Source organism: Enterobacter cloacae complex sp. HYC042_NIDB (assembly GCF_056673315.1).
Map to the genome: position 1 here is coordinate 2,185,118 of NZ_CP109650.1, position 24,437 is coordinate 2,209,554.

Annotated in this window: 24 protein-coding genes; 15 read left to right on the forward strand and 9 right to left on the reverse strand. The window is 55.0% G+C overall.

Translation table 11 applies throughout. From position 1 onward, the window contains the following. Positions 1-35: 35 nt before the first annotated feature. The 4 genes from OKF39_RS10470 to OKF39_RS10485 are packed head-to-tail and all read left to right on the forward strand — an operon-like array spanning position 36 to position 4,735. Positions 36-2,564 carry a fimbria/pilus outer membrane usher protein gene (locus OKF39_RS10470; protein WP_479983806.1) on the forward strand — a complete coding sequence of 843 codons (2,529 nt, stop codon included), beginning with the start codon at positions 36-38 and terminating at the stop codon, positions 2,562-2,564. Positions 2,565-2,574: 10 nt separating this feature from the next. Then, positions 2,575-3,522, forward strand: a complete 948-nt coding sequence (locus tag OKF39_RS10475; RefSeq protein ID WP_479983752.1) for a fimbrial protein — start codon at positions 2,575-2,577, stop codon at positions 3,520-3,522. Positions 3,523-3,532: 10 nt separating this feature from the next. After that, positions 3,533-4,045 (forward strand): fimbrial protein, encoded by a 513-nt coding sequence (locus OKF39_RS10480; protein WP_075202918.1) that lies wholly within the window; start codon positions 3,533-3,535, stop codon positions 4,043-4,045. Between the two features lie 51 nt (positions 4,046-4,096). Then, on the forward strand, positions 4,097-4,735 hold the full coding sequence (locus tag OKF39_RS10485; RefSeq protein ID WP_088205596.1) for a LuxR C-terminal-related transcriptional regulator: 639 nt from the start codon (positions 4,097-4,099) through the stop codon (positions 4,733-4,735). Positions 4,736-4,798: 63 nt separating this feature from the next. On the opposite strand, the gene fdhF is transcribed toward OKF39_RS10485, so the two are convergent. From fdhF to ycgZ, 4 genes are all read right to left on the reverse strand, one after another. Further along, entirely contained in the window at positions 4,799-6,949 is a 2,151-nt protein-coding gene (fdhF, locus tag OKF39_RS10490) for a formate dehydrogenase subunit alpha (protein WP_479983753.1), read from the reverse strand. A 184-nt stretch (positions 6,950-7,133) separates the two neighbouring features. Further along, the gene (locus tag OKF39_RS10495) at positions 7,134-7,412 is read right to left on the reverse strand and encodes a biofilm development regulator YmgB/AriR family protein (protein WP_063942594.1); all 279 of its coding nucleotides are present in this window, start codon (positions 7,410-7,412) and stop codon (positions 7,134-7,136) included. Between the two features lie 29 nt (positions 7,413-7,441). After that, the gene (locus OKF39_RS10500) at positions 7,442-7,762 is read right to left on the reverse strand and encodes a hypothetical protein (RefSeq protein WP_047368384.1); all 321 of its coding nucleotides are present in this window, start codon (positions 7,760-7,762) and stop codon (positions 7,442-7,444) included. 4 nt (positions 7,763-7,766) lie between these two features. Further along, on the reverse strand, positions 7,767-8,006 hold the full coding sequence (ycgZ, locus tag OKF39_RS10505; protein ID WP_028012861.1) for a regulatory protein YcgZ: 240 nt from the start codon (positions 8,004-8,006) through the stop codon (positions 7,767-7,769). Between the two features lie 340 nt (positions 8,007-8,346). Between ycgZ and OKF39_RS10510 the strand changes: the two genes are divergently transcribed. From OKF39_RS10510 to ldtE, 9 genes are all read left to right on the forward strand, one after another. Then, the gene (locus OKF39_RS10510) at positions 8,347-9,567 is read left to right on the forward strand and encodes a diguanylate phosphodiesterase (RefSeq protein WP_479983754.1); all 1,221 of its coding nucleotides are present in this window, start codon (positions 8,347-8,349) and stop codon (positions 9,565-9,567) included. A gap of 188 nt (positions 9,568-9,755) precedes the next feature. Next, positions 9,756-10,484 (forward strand): MerR family transcriptional regulator, encoded by a 729-nt coding sequence (locus OKF39_RS10515; RefSeq protein ID WP_048956258.1) that lies wholly within the window; start codon positions 9,756-9,758, stop codon positions 10,482-10,484. Between the two features lie 313 nt (positions 10,485-10,797). Further along, entirely contained in the window at positions 10,798-11,166 is a 369-nt protein-coding gene (gene sufA / locus OKF39_RS10520; RefSeq protein ID WP_479983755.1) for a Fe-S cluster assembly scaffold SufA, read from the forward strand. A gap of 8 nt (positions 11,167-11,174) precedes the next feature. Beyond that, positions 11,175-12,665, forward strand: a complete 1,491-nt coding sequence (gene sufB, locus OKF39_RS10525) for a Fe-S cluster assembly protein SufB (protein ID WP_479983756.1) — start codon at positions 11,175-11,177, stop codon at positions 12,663-12,665. A 9-nt stretch (positions 12,666-12,674) separates the two neighbouring features. After that, a complete protein-coding gene (gene sufC / locus OKF39_RS10530) occupies positions 12,675-13,421 on the forward strand; it encodes a Fe-S cluster assembly ATPase SufC (protein ID WP_041910384.1) in 747 nt (248 codons plus the stop codon). Next, on the forward strand, positions 13,396-14,667 hold the full coding sequence (gene sufD / locus OKF39_RS10535) for a Fe-S cluster assembly protein SufD (protein ID WP_059356944.1): 1,272 nt from the start codon (positions 13,396-13,398) through the stop codon (positions 14,665-14,667). The genes sufC and sufD overlap by 26 nt, the downstream gene beginning before the upstream one ends. Further along, positions 14,664-15,884, forward strand: a complete 1,221-nt coding sequence (gene sufS / locus OKF39_RS10540; RefSeq protein WP_063942589.1) for a cysteine desulfurase SufS — start codon at positions 14,664-14,666, stop codon at positions 15,882-15,884. Before sufD ends, sufS begins: the two co-directional genes overlap by 4 nt. A gap of 13 nt (positions 15,885-15,897) precedes the next feature. Further along, a complete protein-coding gene (gene sufE / locus OKF39_RS10545; RefSeq protein WP_028012869.1) occupies positions 15,898-16,314 on the forward strand; it encodes a cysteine desulfuration protein SufE in 417 nt (138 codons plus the stop codon). Positions 16,315-16,411: 97 nt separating this feature from the next. Then, complete coding sequence (ldtE, locus tag OKF39_RS10550) at positions 16,412-17,425, forward strand: L,D-transpeptidase LdtE (protein WP_479983757.1); 1,014 nt, start codon at positions 16,412-16,414, stop codon at positions 17,423-17,425. Positions 17,426-17,485: 60 nt separating this feature from the next. Here the strand turns inward: ldtE and lpp are convergent, their stop codons facing one another. From lpp to OKF39_RS10575, 5 genes are all read right to left on the reverse strand, one after another. Next, positions 17,486-17,722 carry a murein lipoprotein Lpp gene (lpp, locus tag OKF39_RS10555; RefSeq protein WP_001082307.1) on the reverse strand — a complete coding sequence of 79 codons (237 nt, stop codon included), beginning with the start codon at positions 17,720-17,722 and terminating at the stop codon, positions 17,486-17,488. A 309-nt stretch (positions 17,723-18,031) separates the two neighbouring features. After that, a complete protein-coding gene (pykF, locus tag OKF39_RS10560; protein WP_014883536.1) occupies positions 18,032-19,444 on the reverse strand; it encodes a pyruvate kinase PykF in 1,413 nt (470 codons plus the stop codon). A 7-nt stretch (positions 19,445-19,451) separates the two neighbouring features. Continuing rightward, the gene (gene ynhH / locus OKF39_RS10565) at positions 19,452-19,646 is read right to left on the reverse strand and encodes a protein YnhH (protein ID WP_418721936.1); all 195 of its coding nucleotides are present in this window, start codon (positions 19,644-19,646) and stop codon (positions 19,452-19,454) included. A gap of 175 nt (positions 19,647-19,821) precedes the next feature. After that, on the reverse strand, positions 19,822-20,967 hold the full coding sequence (locus OKF39_RS10570; RefSeq protein WP_248112172.1) for a trans-sulfuration enzyme family protein: 1,146 nt from the start codon (positions 20,965-20,967) through the stop codon (positions 19,822-19,824). Between the two features lie 11 nt (positions 20,968-20,978). After that, a complete protein-coding gene (locus OKF39_RS10575) occupies positions 20,979-22,349 on the reverse strand; it encodes a pyridoxal-phosphate dependent enzyme (protein WP_194386152.1) in 1,371 nt (456 codons plus the stop codon). Between the two features lie 400 nt (positions 22,350-22,749). On the opposite strand from OKF39_RS10575, the gene OKF39_RS10580 reads away from it, so the two are divergent. Continuing rightward, entirely contained in the window at positions 22,750-23,772 is a 1,023-nt protein-coding gene (locus OKF39_RS10580) for a methionine ABC transporter ATP-binding protein (RefSeq protein WP_479983758.1), read from the forward strand. Further along, on the forward strand, positions 23,765-24,433 hold the full coding sequence (locus OKF39_RS10585; RefSeq protein ID WP_028012874.1) for a methionine ABC transporter permease: 669 nt from the start codon (positions 23,765-23,767) through the stop codon (positions 24,431-24,433). The genes OKF39_RS10580 and OKF39_RS10585 overlap by 8 nt, the downstream gene beginning before the upstream one ends. The last annotated feature ends 4 nt before the right edge of the window (positions 24,434-24,437 follow it).

Sequence of the window (24,437 nt, forward strand, 5' to 3'; positions counted from 1 at the left end):
AGTGGCATCCGCAATATCGAGTCAGGTTTATGATGATGGCAACAAGCAATATAAAAATGCAGCCCGCGCGTCTGGCAATGTGTATTGCCTTCGCGCTGGCGAATGCAGTCCCCGTGGTTAACGCCCGTGATTCCTTTAACGCCGAACTGGTGGAACTTGATAATCCGGGAATGGCTAAAGCCGATTTATCTGCATTTGAATCAGGTTCGCAGGCACCAGGGAAATACCATGTTGACATCATCCTCGACGACCAGCTTATTGAGACCAGCGATATTGATTTTGTTGCCGGGAAAGATGGGCAGGAAAACGATAGCCTGCAGCCCTGCCTGAGCATGGATCAGCTAAAAAAATGGGGCGTTAAAAGGGCGCTGTTCCCCAACCTGGCGGTTGAAAGCACCTCCTGCGTCGACCTCCAGGCAATTCCTCACGCCACTACGGATTTTCAGTTTGGCGCACAGCGGCTTGTTATCAGCATTCCCCAGGCCGCGATCGACCTGCCTGCGAGAGGGTATGTCCCGCCAGAACAGTGGGACGAGGGGATCGCCGCTGCGATGCTCAACTACAGCCTGAGCGGAGCCAACAGCTGGGCGAAACAGAGCGAGAGTAAAAACAGCAGCAGTCAGTACGCCAACTTACGTCCAGGCCTCAACGTTGGGCCATGGCGACTGCGCAACTACACCACCTGGTCGCGTGATGAGAACGGTCAGGACAAATGGGATACCGTCTACACCTATGCACAGCGGGCGATTATTCCGCTCAAGGCGGAGCTCACGCTGGGCGATAGCTCCGCGCCCGCCGACGTGTTCGACAGTATACCGTTTCGCGGCGGACAGCTGGCTTCCGATGATGACATGCTCCCGGATTCGCTCAAAGGCTACGCGCCCGTCGTGCGTGGGATTGCGCGTACGAATGCTCAGGTCATTGTTCGCCAGAATGGCTATCAGATTTACCAGACCTATGTCGCGCCCGGCGCCTTTGAAATTACCGATATGTATCCCACCGGCGGGGCAGGCGATCTGGACGTCACCATTAAGGAAGCTGACGGCAGCGAGCAGCATTTCACCCTGCCTTATGCCTCATTACCGGTTTTGCAGCGCGAAGGGCGCCTTAAGTATGCGGTGACCGGAGGGCAGTATCGTTCTTACAGCAGCAGCGTGGATAAGACCCCGTTTGGCCAAATCACGGGGATTTATGGTCTGCCATATGGCCTCACGCTCTATGGCGGGCTGCAGGAGTCGAGCAAATATCAGTCGATCGCCACCGGGGTCGGGAAAAACATGGGGGATTTCGGCGCGATTTCGGCGGACATGACCCAGGCCTGGTCAACCCCGCAGGGGGAAGAAAAATCCATCGGGCAGTCCTGGCGTGCGCGTTACAGCAAGAACTTTATCGGGACAGGGACCCAATTTTCGATTGCGGGCTACCGCTATTCGACCAGCGGTTACTACGGCATGCAGGAGATCCTTGATTCCTGGGGAGACAGCTCTGCGCTCCAGGACCGTCGTCGTAACCGTGCCGAGCTCACGATGAGCCAGACGTTGGGCAGCAATCTTGGCTCGCTGACGCTGAGCGCGGTCCGTGAAGATTACTGGAATTCGGGCAAAAGGATGGCGTCTTACAGCCTGGGTTACAACAACTACTGGCACAACATTAGCTACGGACTCACCTGGACTTACAGTAAAAACGGCAGCGCGGGCTCATATGACGGCAATAAACGCTACGACAACGATCAGCTGCTGGCCTTTAACGTCAGCATTCCGCTTGAAAAATTCCTGCCGCAGACCTGGGCTAACTATAGCGTGAGCGCCAGCAAGAATAACGGCACCACGCAGAACATTGGTCTGAACGGCGTGGCGCTGGAAAACCATGGGCTGAACTGGAACGTGCAGCAAGGGTATGGGTCGGACGGCGTTGGCTATACGGGCAACATGAACGGGGATTACAGGGGCACGTACGGCGAAGTGACGGCGGGCTATAGCTACGACAAAAACAGCGAGCGTCTTAACTATGGTTTGCAGGGGGGCATTCTTGCTCACAGAGAGGGGATTACGCTTTCTCAGCCTCTGGGGGAGACCAATGTTCTGATTAGCGCACCGGGCGTGCATGACGTAGATATCCGTAATCAGCCGGGGGCAAAAACAGATTTCCGGGGATATACGGTGGTCAGTAACCTTTCCGCGTACCGTAAAAATGACATCACGCTTGCCCCGGAAAGTATGCCGGATGACGTTGAACTGGATATTAATACCCGCACGGTGACGCCGACGCGCGGTGCAATTGTCCTGGCCGACTATAAGGCGAAAGTGGGAAGGCGGGCATTATTCACGTTAATGCATAACGGCCATTTTGTTCCTTTTGGTGCAATCGTGAGCCTGAAAGGCAGCGACAACAGCAGCTTTATTGTTGGCGACAAAGGGCAAGTCTATCTCACTGGCCTGGATTCGCAGGGGACAGTATTCGTTACGTGGGGAGTGGAAAGCGATCGGCAGTGCCGCGCGCCGTTCCGGCTTTCGCCGCAATCTTCGGCAGGCGGAATTACTGAAATTAACGTCACTTGTATTTAGGGTTTTTAAAATGCGCATACTTAACATCCTGTTCCTGCTGTGTCTCACCGCTGCCTGGAATAGTGCTCATGCAGGAACCTGCACAACGATTACGCCACAGGAATCCACTTTGTCCATCGGCACAATTACGGTGCAGCGTGATGTCGCGGTTGGCACGGTATTATTTTCAAAAAATGCGTCGGTCACCGGGTCTTATTTAAGCGGCTGTACTAATCCGTTAATGCTCGGGTTTAGCATGCGGTACCTTAATGCAACGCCGAGTACTTACGGTAATCACGTTTATAACACCAATGTAAGCGGTATTGGCGTGCGCTTTTCATCAGGTAATTATTTTGAAAACCCGACCTATACCTTTTCTTATAACGCGCAGACAAGTTATGTCGAATGGTGGGGCGGTAAAATAGAACTTGTCGTTACCGGACCCGTTGCCTCTGGCTCGCTGACGCCCGGCGTACTGGGTGTCGTTATGCTGCAGGGGAGCGATGGTGTGTATCGCGATGGCCTTACGACGAAGCTTCTGGACGGGATCATCAACGTGCTGGCCTGCAGCATAACGACGCCGCAGCTGTCGTTTCCCATCGGCGATATTTCTGCCGCGACGTTTGGCTCAACGGTCGGAACCACGCCGACGGGCGCTCAGAATACGCAAAACCTGGGTCTGAACTGCGACCCGGGGGCAAACGTCAACGTTTCGCTCAGTGGCATTCAGAACCCGGACGTAGCAACAACGAGCGTGCTCGCGCTGACGGGGCAGGGTAATACCGGCACGGCGAAAGGGGTTGGCGTTCAACTGCTCTATAACGGTACGCCTCTCTCGTTAAATACCCGTCTGCCGTTAAATGCCGCCGCGGGTGGGCAGCAGGCATTTCCATTAACAGCGCGTTATTACCAGACCCAAACGACGGTTGAACCCGGTACTGCCAATGCGTCTGCAACCTTAAATTTGACGTATCAGTAAAGGATAAATGATGAATATTCTGCGCACGGCAGCGCTTGCCGCCATATTAGTAAGCTGCAATACCTTTGCGACGGACAGCGTTAGCGTCAGCGTTACCGGAAATATTGTGGCCTCTCCCTGTATCTTTAATGGGGGAAATAACAGTCTGGATATCAACCTTGGCAATATTCAGGCATCCAATATGGCTACGCCAGGGTCATCGTCCGATCCTGTGCCGTTTAACCTGCTGTTTACCCAGTGTCCGACAGGGACGCGCAGCGTGACGGTCTCCTTTACCGGAAACCCCGATCCGGTCGCCGGGGCGGATTACTACATGAACAGCGGTTCGGCCACGAACGTCGCGATTGCGATGAGTGAGGCCGCAACGGGTGCAATGAAGGGAACCGGAACAAGTATTACACAAACTATTGCAGCAGACAGAACCGCAACGATGGCCATGCTGGCATCGGTCAGATCTTCCACGGGCGGCGCAACGCCGGGGAGCATCAGTGCCGTCGTCGTCATGACGATGCAGTACAACTAATCAGTACATGGGTTGATATTTCTTAATGATTGACAGATGTCGGTAACGGTAATGTTGAATATTCTGATAAAAGAGACAGATTCATTTTTTCGAGATGGCCTAAAGCGTTTTCTGGGGGAGTTCTTCTTTCATAATTTCAGACACCAGCTTCATTTTGAGGTTGAACTTACGCCGGAAAATGTCAGCGTTGCGGATATCATTTTTCTCTCTTTATGCCAGGGGGAAACGTTGACCTGTTATCCCGAGCTACAGGCGCGGAAAAAAGGGATTGTGATCGGCCTGGTTGATGATGAGCAGCGTTTCTCGGCATTTCCCTCCTGTTTTCAGGATATGATTTTTATCTCTCGCCGGGCCTCGCTCGATCGGATCGGTGAGGCGCTCTTTATCGCATGGTATCGCACGCAATTACCGGGCTATCGCTGGAAGAATAAAAGCTGCTACGAATGCCAGCACAAAATATTATCGCCGCAGCAGATTCGCGTTATGGTCAATTTTTACCGCGGGTTATCGGTAGGGCAGATTGCGAATAAACTAAACACCAGTGATAAAACCATTTTTACGCATAAATATCTGCTGATGCAGAAATTCGATCTGCGCAGCGATTTTGAACTTATGGCCTTGATTCACCGGATGGTAGAGAAAAATGCCTGTCCGAACCGGCTGCGTGACTATCTGATTAACAGCTTATAACCAGCAATAACGCTAAAGCGTGGCGCTGTTGCCGGGTGGTGCTGACACCACCCGGCAGGTGCATCAGACGTTCACGGCATTGATCAATCGCGTTTTCATCGTCTGGTAAGACGACGCAGCAAATTCCTCCGCCCAGCGCTGATCCTCAATGGCCTCCAGTTGCACCGCACAATATTTTGTCTCCGGCGTTTTTGATACGGGGTCGAGATTATCCTGCGTCAGCTCATTGCAGGCCCCGATCCACCACTGATAGGTCATATAGACCGCCCCGGCGTTGATGCGCTCGCTAATGCTGGCGCGGGTGATCACTTTACCCCGGCGCGAACGTACCCAGACCAGTTGACCGTCGCTAATACCTAGTCTCTCCGCATCGGCAGGATTCACCTGCACCCGTCCCGGCTCATCGGCGAGGCTTTGCAGCGCGGCGCAGTTCCCGGTCATCGAGCGGCAGGAGTAGTGCCCAACTTCGCGTACCGTGCAGAGTACCAGCGGATAATCATCATCGGGCGTCTCGGCCGGCGCGCGCCACGGAGCGGCAAAGAGCTGCCCTTTACCGCTCGGGGTATCGAACTGATTATCTTTGTAGAGGTACGGCGTGCCGGGGTGATCGAGCGTCGGGCACAGCCACTGCACGTGGCCCATCTCGCCCATTTTTTCATACGTCACGCCGTAGAAGAGCGGGCACAGCTCGCGCATTTCATCCCAGATCTGCTGGTTATCGTCGTAATGCATCGGATAGCCCATCTCGGTGGCGAGCAGGCTGATGATCTCCCAGTCGCGCTTCACGTTGCCTTTGGCCTCAATAGCCTGGCCAAAACGCTGGAAACCCCGGTCGGCGCAGGTAAAAACGCCGCCGTGTTCGCCCCATGAGGTGGCAGGGAGCAGAACGTCCGCCACTTCCGCCGTTTTGGTCATAAAGATGTCCTGAACCACCACGAAGTCAAGCGCCTCGAAACCGCTGCGGACCAGGCCGAGATCGGCTTCCGTCTGCAGCGGATCTTCCCCCATGATGTAATAGGCTTTGACCTTGCCTTCCAGCGCAAGGTGAGGCACTTCGGTAATGCGCGTTCCGACGCGATCGTCCATGTTATTGACGTCAATCCCCCAGGCATCGGCGAACTTCTGCCGGACAGCCGGATCGGTCACATCCTGATAGCCGGGGAACATATTCGGCAGAACGCCCATATCGCAGGCGCCCTGAACATTGTTTTGCCCGCGCACGGGACCGACACCGACGGCAGGGCGGCCGAGGTTGCCGGTCAGCAGTGCCAGGCTGGAAAGCCCTTTGACGACATCGACGGCCTGGCCAAACTGGGTCACGCCCATTCCCCACATTACGGTGGCGGAAGGGGCCGCCGCGAAGGTGCGCATTGCCTGACGAACGTCGCGGGCGGGGATGCCGGTGAGGTGTTCTACGCGCTCTGGGGCATACTCTTTCACCGTCTGCCGATAGGCCTCAAGTCCTTCGGTAAACCGCGCGACGTAGTTCTTGTCGTACAGCTCCTCTTCCAGAAGCACATAGCCAAAGGCGTTCACCAGCGCCATGTTGCTACCGTTCTTCAATTGCAGATGTTGATCGGCAATGCGCGCCGTTTCGATGCGGCGCGGGTCGCAGACGATGATTTTCGCGCCGTTTTCACGGGCCTTTAGCACGCGCCGGGCGACGATAGGGTGGGAGTCTGCGCAGTTATAGCCAAATACCAGCAGGCATTTGGAGTGTTCAATATCGTTGATAGAGTTGCTCATTGCACCGTTGCCGAGGGTCTCCTGAAGTCCGGCGACGGAAGGACCGTGACAAACGCGCGCGCAGCAGTCGACGTTGTTGGTGTGCAGCACCGCGCGGGCAAATTTTTGCATCACGTAGTTGGTTTCATTCCCGGTACCGCGCGACGACCCGGTGGTCATAATCGAACGCGGGCCGAACTGGGCTTTAATGCTGCTGAGCTTCTGGGCGGTGTAGCGGATAGCCTCTTCCCAGGTCACGGGAGTGAATGTCTCTCCCTTGCGGTAGCGGATCATCGGCTGGGTCAGGCGTGGGGTGAGCAGGCGGGTATCGTTAAGGAAATCCCATCCGTAAAATCCTTTCAGGCATAGCGTGCCCTGGTTTGTGGCCCCCTCTGCCGCTTCGGCACGGATGATACGGTTATTCTCAACGACAAGGTTTAGTTTGCAGCCTGCACCACAGTAAGGGCAGACGCTGGCGATTTTTTTCATCAATAACAGACCTGTTAAGAAATGAAGCAAAATGACTGGTAAGCCCAGTCCCGTAACAGGGAGTAAGCAGAAACCATGCCATCTTTATAACGCTTCTTTACAGGGGGTTATGAAGAGAGGGGGGTGTCATCGTCAGCATGTTCGACAATTCTGACGATGACACGATCGCTGAATGGCAGGGCGTTTAAACGTCATCCATGGTGTAGCCCACAACGATCTCAAGCGTCTTACGAATAACATCCGCCTGCACCACGTCTCTGGTCGCTTCCAGCGTCTGAATGAGCCACAGGATGATCGCTTTATTGGAAATATGACCTTCAGAGGCCAGAACACAGCGTACTGCAGTAGAAAAAATAGCGGACTCTTCAGCAAAACGATCGCCTGCGTGACGGAAATATTCCGCAAGCGCACTGTCTAAAAAAGCAGAGTGGAATTCGGGTTGAAGCTGAATATTTTGTCTCATTTGTTCTCACCGTAGCTGTTAAAATGCAGTCAATGTATTTTTTTGGGATCGGACGGCTTTCCCTTTCCAAACAACGACACTACATTGCCTCTGTTATCATTGAGAGGTCCCTCTCTGCTCATTCGTCCTTGCGCGGTTCTGCGACGTTTTAATCCGAGGCTTTTTGATCCGATATCGGCAATCGCCTTCGCCAGTGTCTCCCGCCGCCGGGGATTCTTTTCATGTGTTTTCATCTGCCGCAGACGCTGAACCAGAGCTTCAGTTGTAACGGGGCCACGCTCTCTCAAAAGAGAAAGAACGGCTTCGCCAATCAGCTGATCGGTCAGTTTGTCTGCGTCACTGCTGTTCATCACGTTATCGTTCGAAGAGCAAGCCAAGCAGCATATGGTAATGCTGTTCCTCTTCGGGGCCCTCGGCCCTTTCAAGGCGACTTAACAGTTTGGTACAGAGCGATTTGCGATTGAGATTTCGCCCGTCGCTAAGGATCTCAACAACGACCTGACCCAGCGTTTCCTGTTGGGTGGGAAGCGTGGCTTTTTCGAAGTACTGTGCGATTGCTGCTGCGGAATCTGCGACGTAACCTTTCTGCTGCATGTTTCGCTCCTGTAAAATTTTGTAATCAGTAACGTTACATTTAAGGTATACACTTTTTCTAAATCTGTACATTAAAAATGTACAGATTTTTAATAAAATCAGGATATATTTTATAAATACTCTATTTTTCAATTAGTTGTTTGTTGTTCATGAAACGGTAATGCTACAGAATATATTGTACAAATCGCACAGCCGCTGTTAAGTTGTACAACACTTGTGAGAGTGCCATTAACGGGCGTAAATGATTGAGATGTAAATTATTTGTGAGGCAATTAATGTGCTATAAGAGAAGTCTCTCCACATGTTTTTGTGGTCAAAACCCTTAACCCCCAGGAATCGCATGCTTACAACCATCATTTACCGCAGTCATATCTGCGAGGACGTTCCAGTGAAAGCACTGGAAGCTATGGTCGCTGCTGCAAATAATAAAAACCGGCAAGCCAACGTCACGGGGATCTTGCTGTTTAACGGCACACATTTTTTTCAGTTGCTTGAGGGGCCAGTGGAGCATGTTTCTGCTATTTATGAGGAGATCTGCAACGACCCGCGACACCATAACGTAGTCGAGCTGATGCGCGATCACGGCCCCGTCCGGCGTTTTGGCAAGGTGGGGATGGAGCTTTTTGATTTGCGCCAGTTCGACAGGAACGAGGTGCTGCAACAGGTGCTGAACAAGGGAACAACACGCTATCAGCTGACTTACAATGACCGTCCGCTGCAGTTTTTCCGTACCTTTGTCGAGGCCACGGAAAAAGCGAACTATTTTGAACTGCCGCCTGCGGATTCCTGGGAGTTCGTTCGCGAAGAAACACGCTTGTCAGCGCAACCCGAGGTGGTCGCGAAAGGAGCGGATTGCAGCTTTGCTTTCCAGCCGATAGTCGATCCGTTTAGGCAGCAGGTCGTCTCCTGGGAGGCGCTTCTCCGCACGCCTGACGGCGGCGCTCCGGGGATCTACTTTGCCAATCTGCCGCGTGACGACGTGTATACCTCTGATTTGCACAGCAAGCAGGTGGCCCTCTCAATGGCCAGCGCACTCGGGTTGCAGAACCAGACGTTATCCCTCAACCTGCTGCCTATGACGCTGGTTAACATTCCTAACGCCGTTGATTTCCTGCTCACCGCGATTGGAGCAAACGGTTTTGTTCCTGAGCAAATTGTGGTGGAGTTTACCGAAAGTGAAGCCATTTCCCGTTTTGACGAGTTCACGGATTCAGTCAGACAGCTAAAAAGTGCAGGCATCAGCGTGACGATCGATCACTTTGGTGCCGGCTTTGCGGGACTACAGCTACTGGCCCAATTCCAGCCCGACAGAATTAAGATTAATCGCGATCTCGTCGCGAACGTGCATAAAAGTGGCCCTCGACAGGCCATCATTCAGGCGATTATCAAATGCTGTTCCTCGCTTGAAATTCAGTTCTGCGCGGTCGGCGTGGAGAAGGCAGAAGAGTGGATGTGGCTGGAATCTGCGGGCATTTCCCAGTTCCAGGGGCATCTTTTTGCCAGCCCCCGCCATGGCGGAATTCCGGCGATTGCATGGCCGGAGAAGAAATTCGATTTTTGATAAAGCTGTACAAAATTCGGCAGACTTAGCTGTACGAGAAGCAAACTTTAGACAACAATGTATTAACAGGTGAAGGGAGAACGACCCCTTTCACCTGTGCAAAATGCGGTCTTAGTTATACAAATGGTTTGTACAATCTGATAAGGTTGGTGTAGTTAGGTATGGAAGTTCTGAGCGTGAGGGAGTTAATGGCCTATTACAGTATCGGCGAAGTGGCCGAACGATGCGGTATCAACCCCGTTACGCTGCGTGCCTGGCAGCGACGTTATGGATTGTTGAAGCCGCAGCGCAGCGAAGGGGGGCATCGTCAGTTTGACGATGAAGATATCCTGCGTATTGAAGAGATCAAACGCCTGATGAAAAGCGGCGTTTCGGTCGGAAAAGTAAAAGCCTTGCTGGAAAATAAAGAAGTCCTGACTCAGGGTAACTGGGTCTCGTTCCAGGAAGAGATGATGACCGTTCTGCGTTATGCCAGCCCGGCAAAGCTGCGCGCCAAAATCGGTGAGTTCCGCCGGGATCACGCCATGGATGCGCTGATTGATAACATCATTTCCCCCGTCCGCCAGCGAATGAATCAGGATCAAAATACTGTACGCCACATGGCGAGCATGCTTGACGGCGTCCTGATTGAATTCGCGGTTCTAAGCCTGGCGGAGTCGCGCAAGAAAGCGGGTAAAGATGCGTTGCTTATCGGCTGGGAATGCGATGACCGTACTCATCTTTGGCTTGAAGCCGCGCGGCTGGCGCAGCAAGGCTGGCACATTGACGTGCTCGCGGACCCGATTGATTCTCCGCGTCCTGAACTTTTCCCGGGGCAAAAAATCTTCGTCTGGACGGGAAAGACGCTAACACCGCGTCAGCAGGAACAGCTGGATCACTGGCGTGAGCAGGGTTTTAGCGTTTCATTTCACCAATAATAATCAGAGGCCTTGAGGGCCTTTTATTGTTTTAGACACTTCCAGAACAAAAGCTATCTCAAAAATAGGCATTTCCGATACATATTTTACTTTTCCTCACTTTGCTGTTTTCTCCAACAGATAATCCATTAATTTTCAAAGTATTGAACAATTAAATCCATCCCGCCCGCATCTTCTGACAGGGTCTATGCTTAATAAAAGTAGACAAAAAGGGCGGTTTAGCCGAATGCCCCTGCTGACAGAGGGTTGAAGTGATAATCGTTATCACTAACATGGTGTTATGCCCTGATGGCTAATCAGATGAGGTGGACCTATGGAACTGCATTCAGAAACCTTCAATCCTGCCGATTTTGCCTGGCGAGGATTAACGCTCACGCCTGCGGCGGCGGCGCATATCCACGAGCTGGTGACAAAAAATCCCGACATTCTCGGCGTGCGCTTAGGCGTTAAGCAGACCGGCTGCGCGGGCTTTGGCTACGTGCTGGATACCGTCACCGCACCGGAAAAAGATGACCTGGTGTTTGAAACCGACGGCGCAAAGCTGTACGTCGCGCTGCAGGCTATGCCGTTTATCGATGGAACCGAAGTGGATTACGTGCGGGAAGGTTTAAACCAGTTATTCAAATTTCATAACCCGAAAGCCCAGAACGAATGCGGCTGCGGCGAAAGCTTTGGGGTATAGGCGGTACTATGTCTCGTAATACTGAAGCAACGAGTGATGTAAACACCTGGAGCGGCGGACACCTCAACTATAAAGAGGGTTTTTTCACGCATCTGCAGACCGACGAGCTGGCGAAAGGCATTAATGAAGATGTGGTGCGCGCCATTTCGGCCAAACGTAACGAGCCCGAGTGGATGCTCGAATTTCGCCTGAGTGCGTTTCGCGCCTGGCTGGAGATGGAAGAGCCGCACTGGCTGAAAGCCCACTACGACAAGCTGAACTATCAGGATTACAGCTACTACTCCGCGCCCTCCTGCGGCAGCTGTGACGATACCTGCGCCTCGCAGCCCGGCGCGGTCCAGCAGACCGGTGCCGAGAACAGCTTCCTGAGCAAAGAAGTTGAAGAGGCGTTTAACCAGCTGGGCGTGCCCGTGCGCGAGGGGAGAGAGGTGGCGGTGGACGCCATTTTCGACTCCGTCTCGGTAGCGACCACCTACCGTGAAAAGCTGGCCGAGCAGGGGATCATTTTCTGCTCCTTTGGCGAAGCCATTCATGACCATCCCGATCTGGTGAAAAAGTACATCGGCACCGTGGTACCGAGCAACGATAACTTCTTCGCCGCGCTGAATGCCGCGGTAGCCTCCGACGGCACCTTTATCTACGTGCCGAAAGGCGTGCGCTGCCCGATGGAGCTCTCCACCTATTTCCGCATTAACGCCGAAAAAACCGGACAGTTTGAACGTACCATTTTGGTAGCGGACGAAGGCAGCTACGTCAGCTATATCGAAGGGTGCTCCGCCCCGGTGCGCGACAGCTACCAGCTGCACGCGGCGGTGGTTGAGGTCATCATTCACAAAGACGCCGAGGTGAAATACTCCACGGTGCAGAACTGGTTCCCCGGCGACGGCAATACCGGCGGTATCCTGAACTTCGTCACCAAGCGTGCGCTGTGCGAAGGCGAAAACAGCAAAATGTCCTGGACGCAGTCGGAAACCGGCTCCGCTATTACCTGGAAATACCCGAGCTGTATTCTGCGCGGGGATAACTCCATCGGTGAGTTTTACTCGGTGGCGCTGACCAGCGGGCATCAGCAGGCCGATACCGGCACCAAGATGATCCACATTGGGAAAAATACCAAATCGACGATTATCTCGAAGGGGATCTCTGCCGGGCATAGCCAGAACAGCTATCGCGGGCTGGTGAAAATCATGCCGACGGCCACCAACGCGCGTAACTTCACTCAGTGTGATTCAATGCTGATCGGTGCCGACTGCGGGGCGCATACCTTCCCGTACGTCGAGTGTCGCAACAACACGGCTCAGCTGGAGCACGAGGCGACCACGTCGCGTATTGGGGAAGATCAGCTCTTCTACTGCCTGCAGCGCGGCATCAGCGAAGAAGATGCCATTTCGATGATTGTGAACGGCTTCTGTAAGGACGTGTTCTCTGAACTGCCGCTGGAATTCGCCGTTGAAGCACAAAAACTCCTCGCCATTAGTCTTGAACACAGCGTCGGTTAAGGAAAGCACATGTTAAGCATTAAAGATTTACAGGTCAGCGTGGAAGAGAAAGCGATCCTGCGCGGTCTCAATTTTGACGTCAAGCCGGGTGAAGTTCACGCCATCATGGGGCCGAACGGCTCCGGGAAAAGTACGCTTTCAGCGACGCTGGCGGGACGCGAAGATTACGAAGTGACAGGCGGCTCGGTCGAATTTAACGGCAAAGATCTTCTGGAGATGTCGCCGGAAGACCGCGCGGGTGAGGGCATTTTTATGGCCTTCCAGTACCCGGTCGAAATTCCGGGCGTCAGCAACCAGTTTTTCCTCCAGACGGCGCTGAATGCGGTGCGCAAGTATCGTGGCCAGGAGGCGCTGGATCGCTTCGACTTCCAGGATCTAATGGAAGAGAAGATCAAACTGCTGAAAATGCCGGAAGACCTGCTGACCCGCTCGGTCAACGTCGGCTTTTCCGGCGGCGAGAAAAAGCGTAACGATATCCTGCAGATGGCGGTGCTCGAGCCCGAGCTGTGCATTCTGGATGAGACCGACTCCGGTCTGGATATCGACGCCCTGAAGATTGTCGCCGACGGGGTGAATTCCCTGCGCGACGGCAAGCGCTCGTTCATTATTGTCACCCACTACCAGCGCATTCTGGATTACATCAAGCCGGACTATGTCCACGTGCTTTACCAGGGACGTATTGTGAAATCCGGTGATTTTACGCTGGTTAAACAACTGGAGGAGCAGGGCTATGGCTGGCTTACCGAACAGCAGTAATGCGCTCCAGCAGTGGCACCGGCTGTTTGAGGAGCAGGGTAATACGCGCTCCGAGCAGGCGCAGCAGCACCTGCAGCAGATGCTGCGCCTCGGCCTGCCGACGCGGAAGCATGAGAACTGGAAATACACCCCACTCGACGGCCTGCTGAACGGCGAGTTTGTGACGCGTCTGGCGGAGATTGACCCGGCCCGGCGCGACGATCTGGCGCTGACGGTGGATGCGGTGCGTCTGGTCTTTGTCGATGGCGTCTGGCGTCCAGAACTGAGTGATGACGCCCGGGATAGCGGGTTCGATATCGTCATTAACGACGACCGCCAGAGCCTGAGCGCCCCGGTTCAGCCGGAAGTCTTCCTCCACCTGACCGAGAGCCTGGCCCGCAGCGTGACGCATATTCAGGTCAAGCGTAACCAGCGGCCGGCAAAACCGCTGCTGCTGATGCACATCACACAGGGCGTGGAGGGCGATGAGATCAACACCGCGCACTATCGCCATCACCTTGAGCTGGCGGAGGGGGCGGAGGCCACGGTAATCGAACATTACGTCAGCCTCAACGAGACCCGTCACTTTACCGGGTCGCGGCTGACGATGAACGTTGCCGCCAATGCGCAGCTTCATCACATTAAGCTGGCGTTTGAGAATCCGCAGAGCCACCATTTTGCCCATAACGATCTTCTGCTGGGCCAGGATGCCGCGGCGTACAGCCACAGCTTCCTGCTCGGCGGCGCGGTGCTGCGCCACAACACCAGCACGCAGCTTAACGGTGAAAACACTACGCTGCGCATCAACAGCCTGGCGATGCCGGTGAAGGCAGAAGTGTGCGACACACGCACCTGGCTTGAGCACAACAAAGGCTACTGCAACAGCCGCCAGCTGCACAAAACCATCGTCAGCGATAAAGGGCGGGCGGTGTTTAACGGCCTGATTAACGTCGCCCAGCACGCCATCAAAACCGACGGGCAGATGACCAACAACAATCTGCTGCTGGGGCGCCTGGCGGAAGTGGACACCAAGCCGCAGCTGGAGATCTACGCCGACGACGTAAAATGCAGTCACGGCGCGACGGTCGGTCGGATCGACGACGAGCAGATGTTCTACCTGCGCTCGCGCGGCATCGACCAGCAGGCGGCGCAGAAAATGATCATCTACGCCTTTGCGGCGGAGCTTACGGAAGCGCTGCACGATGGCGTATTGAAGCAGCAGGTGCTGGCCCGCATTGGTCAGCGTCTGCCCGGAGGCGAAGCATGAGTTTTCCCGTAGAGAAAGTGCGGGCCGATTTCCCGGTTCTGACCCGTGAAGTGAACGGCCTGCCGCTGGCCTATCTCGACAGCGCGGCCAGCGCGCAGAAGCCGAATCAGGTGGTGGATGCGGAAGCCGAGTTCTACCGCCACGGCTACGCCGCCGTGCATCGCGGTATTCATACCCTGAGCGCCGAGGCGACCCAGCGCATGGAAAACGTGCGCACGCAAATTGCAGCCTTCCTCAATGCACGCCTGCCGGAAGAGCTGGTATTTGTGCGCGGCACAACCGAGGGGATTAACCTTGTCGCCAACAGCTGGGGCAACGCCCAGGTGCGCGCGGGGGATAACATCATCATCACCCAGATGGAGCACCACGCCAATATTGTGCCGTGGCAGATGCTCTGCGAGCGTGTCGGCGCACAGCTGCGGGTCGTTCCGTTGAACGACGATGGCACGCTGCAGCTGGAGCAGCTTGACGCCCTGCTGGACGATAAAACGCGGCTGGTGGCGGTCACCCAGGTCTCTAACGTGCTGGGCACCGAAAACCCGGTGACAGAGATTATCGCAAAAGCCCATCAGGCCGGCGCGAAGGTGCTGATTGACGGCGCGCAGGCGGTGATGCACCACGCGGTGGACGTGCAGGCGCTGGACTGCGATTTCTACGTATTCTCCGGGCATAAGCTCTATGGCCCGACCGGGATTGGCGTGTTGTATGTGAAAGAGGACATCCTGCAGGCGATGCCGCCGTGGGAAGGGGGCGGATCGATGATCGCCACCGTCAGCCTGACGGAAGGGACGACCTACGCCCGCGCGCCCTGGCGTTTCGAGGCGGGCACCCCCAACACCGGCGGGATTATCGGCCTGGGGGCAGCGGTGTCTTATGTCTCCGCAATCGGCCTGGACGCCATCCAGGAGTACGAACAGCTGCTGATGCACTACGCGCTGCAGGAGCTTGCCAGCGTGCCGGACCTTAGCCTGTATGGCCCGGCTGACCGACAGGGCGTGATTGCCTTTAACCTGGGGAAACACCACGCCTATGACGTGGGCAGCTTCCTCGATAATTACGGCGTGGCCGTCCGTACCGGGCACCACTGTGCCATGCCGCTGATGGCTTTTTACCAGGTGCCGGCAATGTGCCGCGCATCGCTGGTGATGTATAACACAATGGAAGAGGTCGACAGGCTGGTGGCGGGGCTTAAGCGCATTCACCAGCTGCTGGGCTAAGAAGAGGCAAAAGATGGCAGAACTGCCGGACAGAGACAAATTGCTGCGCAACTTTGGACGCTGTGCAAACTGGGAAGAGAAGTACCTTTATATCATCGAGCTGGGGCAGCGTCTGCCGCCGCTCGGAGAAGAGGCGCATAACCCGGAAAACATTATTCAGGGCTGCCAGAGCCAGGTGTGGATTGTGATGGAGCAGTCTGACGACGGCACTATCGCCCTGCACGGCGACAGCGATGCGGCCATTGTAAAAGGGCTGATTGCGGTCGTATTTATTCTTTACCACCGGATGTCGGCGCAGGATATCGTCGCGTTCGATGTCCGCCCGTGGTTTGAAAAAATGGCCCTGACCCAACACCTCACCCCGTCCCGCTCCCAGGGGCTGGAAGCGATGATTCGCGCCATTCGCGCCAAAGCTGCAATCCTTAGCTAGACTTATAGAACAGCATTCATTCTGTTTCGCGAGGTGGTTCCCGCCTCGCTGGTTTTTCAGCTTTCTGGCATCCTGCCAGTGAATAAGGAATCTCAGCATGAAGCGCGCGTCTCTAATAACTCTATTACTCCTCAGTTCGCTCGGTACGTTTAATTCGGCCCGCGCGATGGACTATCCGTTGCCGCCCGCAGGTAGCCGTCTGATTGGGCAAAATCAAACCTACACGATACAGGAAGGGGATAATAAGCTTCAGACAATCGCCCGTCGGTTTAATACGGCGGCGCTGGTGATCCTTGAAACGAACAATACCATTGCGCCAGTAAACCCGGCGCCGGGTACCGTTATCACCATCCCGTCGCAGATGTTGCTGCCGGATACCCCGCGCGAAGGCATTGTGGTTAACCTGGCCGAGCTTCGGCTCTACTACTTCCCACCGGGAGAAAATATTGTCCAGGTCTTCCCGCTCGGCATCGGACAGCTGGGGCTGGAAACGCCGGTGAGCACCACCCGCGTCAGCCAAAAAATCCCTAATCCAACCTGGACGCCAACGGCGGGCATCAGAGCGCGTTCCCTGGCCCAGGGAATTAAATTGCCACCCGTCGTCCCGGCGGGGCCAAATAACCCGCTGGGGCGCTATGCGCTGCGTCTGGGAATTGGTAATGGGGAATATCTTATTCACGGCACCAGCGCGCCGGACAGCGTAGGTCTGCGCGTCAGTTCCGGCTGCATGCGAATGAACGCCCCGGATATTAAAGCCCTGTTTGAACAGGTGCGGGTCGGCACGCGGGTACAGATCATCAACGAGCCGGTGAAATTCTCGGTTGAGCCGGACGGTAAGCGCTATATTGAGGTCCACCGTCCGCTGGCGCAGGTGGAGGGCGAGAACCCGCAGATTTCGCCCATTACCCACTCGGCAGACTTTGCCACCTTTGTTTCTCAGGCCGGAAGCGATAAGGCGTTAATTGATAAAGCCCTGGCGCGCCGTGCCGGGATCCCGGTTGTCGTATCCGCGGGTAGCGGCCCGTCGGCCAGCAATAGCGTGTTGTCAGTGCAGAACAGCCGGGTGTCTGCTGCGGTAGCAGAAGAGGAAGGGGAAAAAGTAACGCAGTAGCAGTTTGACGCAGGCAAAAAAAATGGCGCACAATGTGCGCCATTTTATTAACAGGTACTATTACTTACGGTATTTAGTAGCCTGGTTGTCCAGACGCTGGTTAGCGCGAGCTGCGTCGTCTTTAGCAGCCTGAACGTCGGAACGCATTGCGTTCACGTCGTTGCTCAGCTGGTCAACTTTAGCGTTCAGAGTCTGAACGTCAGAAGACAGCTGATCGATTTTAGCGTTGCTGGAGCAACCAGCCAGCAGAGTAGAACCCAGGATTACCGCGCCCAGTACCAGTTTAGTACGATTCATTATTAATACCCTCTAGATTGAGTTAATCTCCATGTAGCGTTACAAGTATTACACAAACTTTTTTGGGTTGAGAATATTTTTTTGATGGGAATACGCCTATTTTTGATCGTTCGCTCAAAGAAGCATCGAATCAGTGCGTTTTGAGTAAAAAGCTATGTAAAAAAAGGCATTTTTCATCGGATTCATCTTAGATAAATCGCATTTAAATAGAAAAACCCGATTTGCTTTTTGAATGAATTTGGCTAATGCCGGGAATAAAAAAAGCGCCCATTGGGCGCTTTTTATCAAATTTAATTCGTTCGTGAATTATTACAGCACGTGAACGGAGGCAGTATTGGTTGTTCCGCTTGGTACCAGAGCACCAGAAACCATTACAACCACGTCGCCCTTCTGCGCCAGACCGCTTTCCAGAGCCATTGCTTTACCCTGAATGTAGAAATCGTCAGTAGAGGCGATCTCTTTGACCAGGTGCGCAACCACGCCTTTGCTCAGCACCAGCTGACGTGCGGTGGTTTCGTTGGTGGTCAGGGCCAGGATGGTGGCATCCGGGAAGTATTTACGCACTGCGCGCGCAGATTTACCGCCCTGGGTCGCAACAACAATCAGTGGCGCTTCCAGTTTCTCAGCGGTTTCTACCGCACCGCGGCACACTGCTTCAGTGATGCGCAGCTTGCGGCTGTCGTTGTTGAAGTCCAGACGGCTGGTCATCACGCGGTCAGTACGTTCGCAGATGGTCGCCATGATGCCGACCGCTTCCAGAGGGTATTTCCCTTTCGCGGATTCACCGGACAGCATGACTGCATCGGTACCGTCGAGGATGGCGTTCGCCACGTCGCCTGCTTCAGCGCGGGTAGGGCGTGGGTTTTTGATCATGGAGTCCAGCATCTGCGTGGCGGTGATAACCACTTTACGCGCGCGAACACATTTCTCGATCATCATCTTCTGCGCGAAGATCACTTCTTCAACCGGGATTTCAACGCCCAGGTCGCCACGAGCAACCATGATGCCGTCAGACGCTTCGAGGATTTCGTCGAAGTTGTTCAGGCCTTCCTGGTTTTCGATTTTGGAGATGATCTGGATCTTCTCGCCGCCGTGGGCTTTCAGGTGCTCACGGATTTCAACTACGTCGGAACGCTTACGGATGAAGGACGCCGCAACGAAATCAACGCCTTGTTCGCAGCCGAAGATCAGGTCCTGTTTGTCTTTCTCCGCCAGTGCTGGCAGCGCGATAGAAACGCCCGGCAGGTTAACGCCTTTGTTTTCGCCCAGGTCGCCGTTGTTCAGCACTTTACAGATAACTTTGTTACCTTCGATAGCGGTGACTTCCATACCGATCAGACCATCGTCGACCAGCACGGTGTTACCCACGGACAGATCGCTGGTGAAGCCTTCATAGGTGACCGCAACGATTTCGCTGTTACCAACAACGGATTTGTCGGTAGTGAAGGTGAAGGTCTGGCCCGCTTTCAGAGAGACGTCGTTACCGCCTTCCAGTTTGATGGTACGGATTTCCGGACCTTTGGTATCGAGCAGGATCGCCGCTTTTTTACCGGTCTTGCTCATCACGTTGCGCAAGTTCTGGATACGCTGACCGTGTTCTGCGTAGTCACCGTGGGAAAAGTTCAGACGCATCACGTTCATGCCGGCATCCAGCATTTTGCTCAGCATCTCTTCGGATTCGGTTTTCGGGCCGATAGTACAAACAATTTTCGTCTTTTTCATGACAGTCTTAGTCTTTAAGTTGGGAAGGATATGGAAATCTCGCTCCGGGGGCGCACCGCCGCGGAGTCAAACCTGTGTTGCAAAAGAGTATATGACACGCACTAAGGATAGGAGACATCAAATGAGCGTGCAGAAGAAAGTGTGCCTGAGTGACAGCCCAACGAAGGAGAGGAGAAGTTGTACGTTGTTTTTTGTATTCCAAGCGCTGAAACCATTCACCAGGGATTTGGCGCGCATTATACGCTAATTTTAAGATAAAAGGAAAATGGAAACGGTGTTTCAGAATTAATCAATGCCGTTTCACATAATATTGTTATCAAGGCGTTAAGCCATGATGACAACTTTTGGCGGCAGGTGAGCGACCTGCCGCCGTTTGCTTATTTTTGCAGCGCCTGGCTGAGGTCGGCAATCAGGTCTTTCGGATCTTCAATGCCTACCGAGAGGCGGATCAGCTGCGGCACAATGCCGTTTGCCAGCCGTTGCTCCAGCGGAATCGAGGCGTGCGTCATGCTGTAAGGCTGGCTCACAAGGCTCTCCACGCCGCCCAGGCTTTCCGCTAGGGTGAACAGCTTCAGGTTGCGAATCACCTCGGTGGCGCGTTGCGCATCGCCTTTCACCACGACGGAAATCATCCCGCCCGGCAGGGCCATCTGAGTGCGGGCAAGCTGGTACTGCGGATGCGATTCCAGGCCGGGATAGAACACTTTTTCGACCAGAGGATGCTGCGCCAGCCATTGCGCAATCTCCAGCGCGTTGCTGCTGTGCTTTTCTACCCTCAGCGCAAGCGTGCGGATACCGCGCAGGGTCAGGAAGCTGCTGAACGGATCCAGGACACCACCGACCGCATTTTGCAGATAACCAAGCTGGTCCGCCAGCGCCGGATTATCTCCCACCACAGCCAGCCCGGCCACCACGTCAGAGTGGCCGTTAAGGTATTTGGTGGCTGAGTGCACCACGATATCGAAACCCGACGCCAGCGGGCGGTGGATCACCGGCGATGCGAAGGTGTTATCCGCCACGCTGATGACGTTATGACGACGGGCGATCGCCGCAATGGCCGTCAGATCCGCCAGCTTCAGCAGCGGGTTGGTCGGCGTTTCGACCCACACCATGCGGGTCTCCGGGCGAATGGCGGCCTCAAGCCCGGCTAAGTCGTCCGGCTTAACCCAGCTGACCTGCAGGCCCGTACTGCGTTTGCGCACGTTTTCAATCAGGCGATACGTCCCGCCGTAAACGTCATCAATGGCGACGATATGGCTGTCTTTATCCAGCAGCTCAAGCACCGTGGAGATGGCCGCCAGACCGGAAGCAAAGGCGTAGCCGCGCGTGCCGCCCTCCAGTTCGGCAATCGCCGTTTCCAGCGCATGACGGGTGGGGTTGCCGCTGCGGGAATACTCATAGCCGGTATGCTCGCCGGGTGACGGTTGCGCAAACGTCGACGTGGCGTAAATCGGCGGCATGACGGCGCCGTGCGGGTCGTTGAATGCGCCGCTGTGGACGCTCAGGGTTGCCAGGTTTTTCATCGTTTAATCCTTTATTGCTGTAGACGATTGCGCCACGCGGTCAGGACGTCGCTGCGCGTAATCAGGCCGAGAAAATGGTCATTGTCGTTAATCACGGCCACCAGACCGCGGTCGAAGATGGCGTGCAGGGCACTCTCCGGGGCACGTTTATCGAGAAATTCCACCTGACGGGTCATGGCCGCCGTGACCGGCAGGGCAAAGCGGTCGCCGTCGCCGCCGATATGCCGCAGGAGATCCCACTCGTCGATAATGCCCACCACCTTGCCGTTCTCCAGGACCGGCAACTGAGAGATGTCATACAGGCGCATGCGTGCCAGTACGGTGGAAAGCGTATCGTCCGGCGCGGCGGTGACGGTAGCGCCTTCATCATGGCGCAGGGCAATGTAGTCGGAGAGATCCCCCGCCTGAGGGCGCGTGATAAGCCCCTGCTGGCGCATCCAGTCGTCGTTAAACATCTTCGAGAGATATTTATTGCCGCTGTCGCAGGCGAAGGTCACCACGCGTTTCGCCACGGTCTGCGCCTGGCAATACTTCAGCGCCGCCGCCAGCAGCGTGCCGCTGGAGGAGCCCGCCAGAATGCCTTCCGTTTTCAGCAGCTCGCGCGCGGTGGCGAAGGCTTCGCGGTCGGTGATGCGCCAGGCGCGATTCACCCCTTCAATGTGGGCCAGCGGCGGAATAAAGTCTTCGCCAATGCCTTCGACCAGCCAGGAGCCCGCGTCGTGGTAGCGTCCGGTTTCCACCTGGTCAGCGAGAACGGATCCGGCCGGGTCAGCCAGGACAAACTCCGTGTGCGGAGAGTGCTCGGCGAACCACGCCTGCAGGCCACCGAGCGTACCACCTGAGCCGACGCCGACCACGATGGCGTCAATCTTGCCGTCAAGCTGTTCATAGAGTTCCGGTGCCGTGGTGGTGCGGTGCGCCAGCGGGTTGGCCACGTTATTAAACTGGTCGATGTAAAACGCGCCGGGCAGCTCGTTAGCCAGACGCCGGGCGTAATCCTGGTAATAGGCGGGGTGGCCCTTATTCACGTCCGAGCGGGTCAGCACCACCTGGGCACCCAGCGCGCGCAGGTGGAAAATCTTTTCGCGGCTCATTTTGTCGGGCACTACGAGGATCAGTGAGTAGCCTTTCTGGGCGGCGATCAGCGCCAGGCCAAGGCCGGTATTGCCCGCCGTGGCCTCAATAATCGTGCCGCCCGGCTGCAGCTGGCCGGTACGCTCCGCTTCGTTAATCATCGACAGCGCAACGCGGTCTTTAATCGAACCGCCGGGGTTCTGGTTTTCCAGCTTCAGAAACAGCGAGCAGGGACCGGTATCAAGCTTATGCAGCTGGATCAGCGGCGTGCGGCCAATCAGTTCGGTGACGGAGTGGTAAATCGTCATGATGTTTTCCTTTCGGGATGTCATGACGGGATGATAGGGCGATGAAATTTTCTCAATAAAGAACCATTCACTGCCGTTTAGAACGGAAAGGAATATAAATACCGTTTTTGGATGTCAGGACAGCAAGACGTAAAGTTGTCTGGATGTGAGGATGGCTATATCGGCATAAAATGTTGAAAAAATGACCGCTTTTACGGAAGGTAAGCCAGCATATATGCGTCTCGTAGATAATCATTGCTGAAATTGGTCTAAATGCTTCCCACCCGGTAAATCCGCTGTTTATTTCCGAAAGTTATAACACATGCTTTTTTGTTCATTTAAAAGCTGATAACGCCTGTTTACTATCTTTTGGACATCCATACTGCTAAACCGCCGAGGGCGGCACGGATAACGAATAAGAATGATTGTACTGAGCAATATTTCGAAGGTTTTTGACAACGGAAAGGTCGCACTCACAGCCGTTGATAGCGTCAATTTGACGATAGAGCAGGGACAAATTTACGGCATTATCGGTTACAGCGGCGCCGGGAAAAGCACGCTGATTCGCCTGCTGAACGGTCTGGAGAAACCCAGCGCCGGGAGCGTCACCATTAACGGGCAGGATATCTCCGCCGCAAAAGGTGAAGCACTGCGCCAGGCGCGTCTGAAGATCAGCATGGTGTTTCAGCACTTCAACCTGCTGTGGTCGCGCACGGTGAGTGAGAACATTGCTTTCTCTATGCAAATTGCCGGTGTGCCAAAAGCGAAGATTAAGGCGCGCGTCGCCGAACTGGTTGAGCTGGTTGGCCTGAAGGGACGCGAAAATGCGTATCCGTCGCAGCTGAGCGGCGGGCAAAAGCAGCGCGTGGGGATTGCGCGTGCGCTGGCCAACAACCCCGACGTGCTGCTCTGCGATGAGGCTACGTCCGCGCTCGACCCGCAGACCACCGATCAGATCCTCGATCTGCTGCTGGACATTAACCGCCGCTTCAAGCTCACCATCGTGCTGATCACGCACGAGATGCACGTGGTGCGCAAAATCTGCGACCGCGTGGCGGTGATGGAGAACGGCAAAGTGGTGGAAGAGGGCGACGTGCTGAGCGTCTTTACCCATCCACAGCAGCCGATTACGCAGCAGTTTGTCCGCCAGGTGAGCCAGTACGCCGAGGAAGAGACCTTCAATACTGAACTCGCAAACGATCTGGAAGGCACGGTGATCAGGCTGACCTTTACCGGACACAGCACGCATAAGCCGATTGTCGGGGAACTCACCCTGCGCTACGGCCTGCCGTTTAACATCCTGCACGGAAAAATGACGCAGACCGCCCACGGTGTTTTCGGGCAGCTCTGGGTCCACGTGGCGGCATCCGATGAACAACTGAACAATATCCTCGCCGACCTGCAGCACAGCGATATTGAAGGCGAGGTAATTAAACATGTCTGAGAATCTCTTTCCACATCTCAAGTGGGATCAGCTCTGGGCTGCAACGCTGGAGACGCTGTACATGACCGCGCTGTCCGGCGTGGCGACCTTTGTTCTGGGCATCGTGCTGGGGCTGGCGCTGTTTTTAACCGCGCGCGGTGGCTTGTTCCACAACCGCACGGTCTACAGCGTCATTTCGATAGTGGTGAACGTGTTCCGCTCTATTCCGTTCATCATTCTCATCGTTCTGCTGATCCCGTTCACCAAGACCGTCGTCGGCACCATCCTTGGCGCTAACGCGGCGCTGCCGGCCCTGATTGTCGGCGCTGCGCCGTTCTATGCGCGTTTGGTGGAGATCGCCCTGCGCGAAGTGGACAAAGGGGTCATTGAAGCAACGCGCTCGATGGGCGCACGACTGAGCACGCTCGTGTTTCGGGTTTTACTGCCGGAATCATCACCTGCACTGGTATCAGGTATTACGGTGACGCTGATTGCGCTGGTGAGCTACAGCGCCATGGCGGGGGTGATTGGCGCCGGTGGTTTGGGAAATCTGGCTTATCTGGAAGGATTCCAGCGCAACCATGGTGACGTCACGCTGGTGGCAACGGTGACCATTTTAATCATCGTTTTCATTATCCAGTTCTGCGGCGATGTCATTACTTCACTGTTAGATAAACGCTAATAAA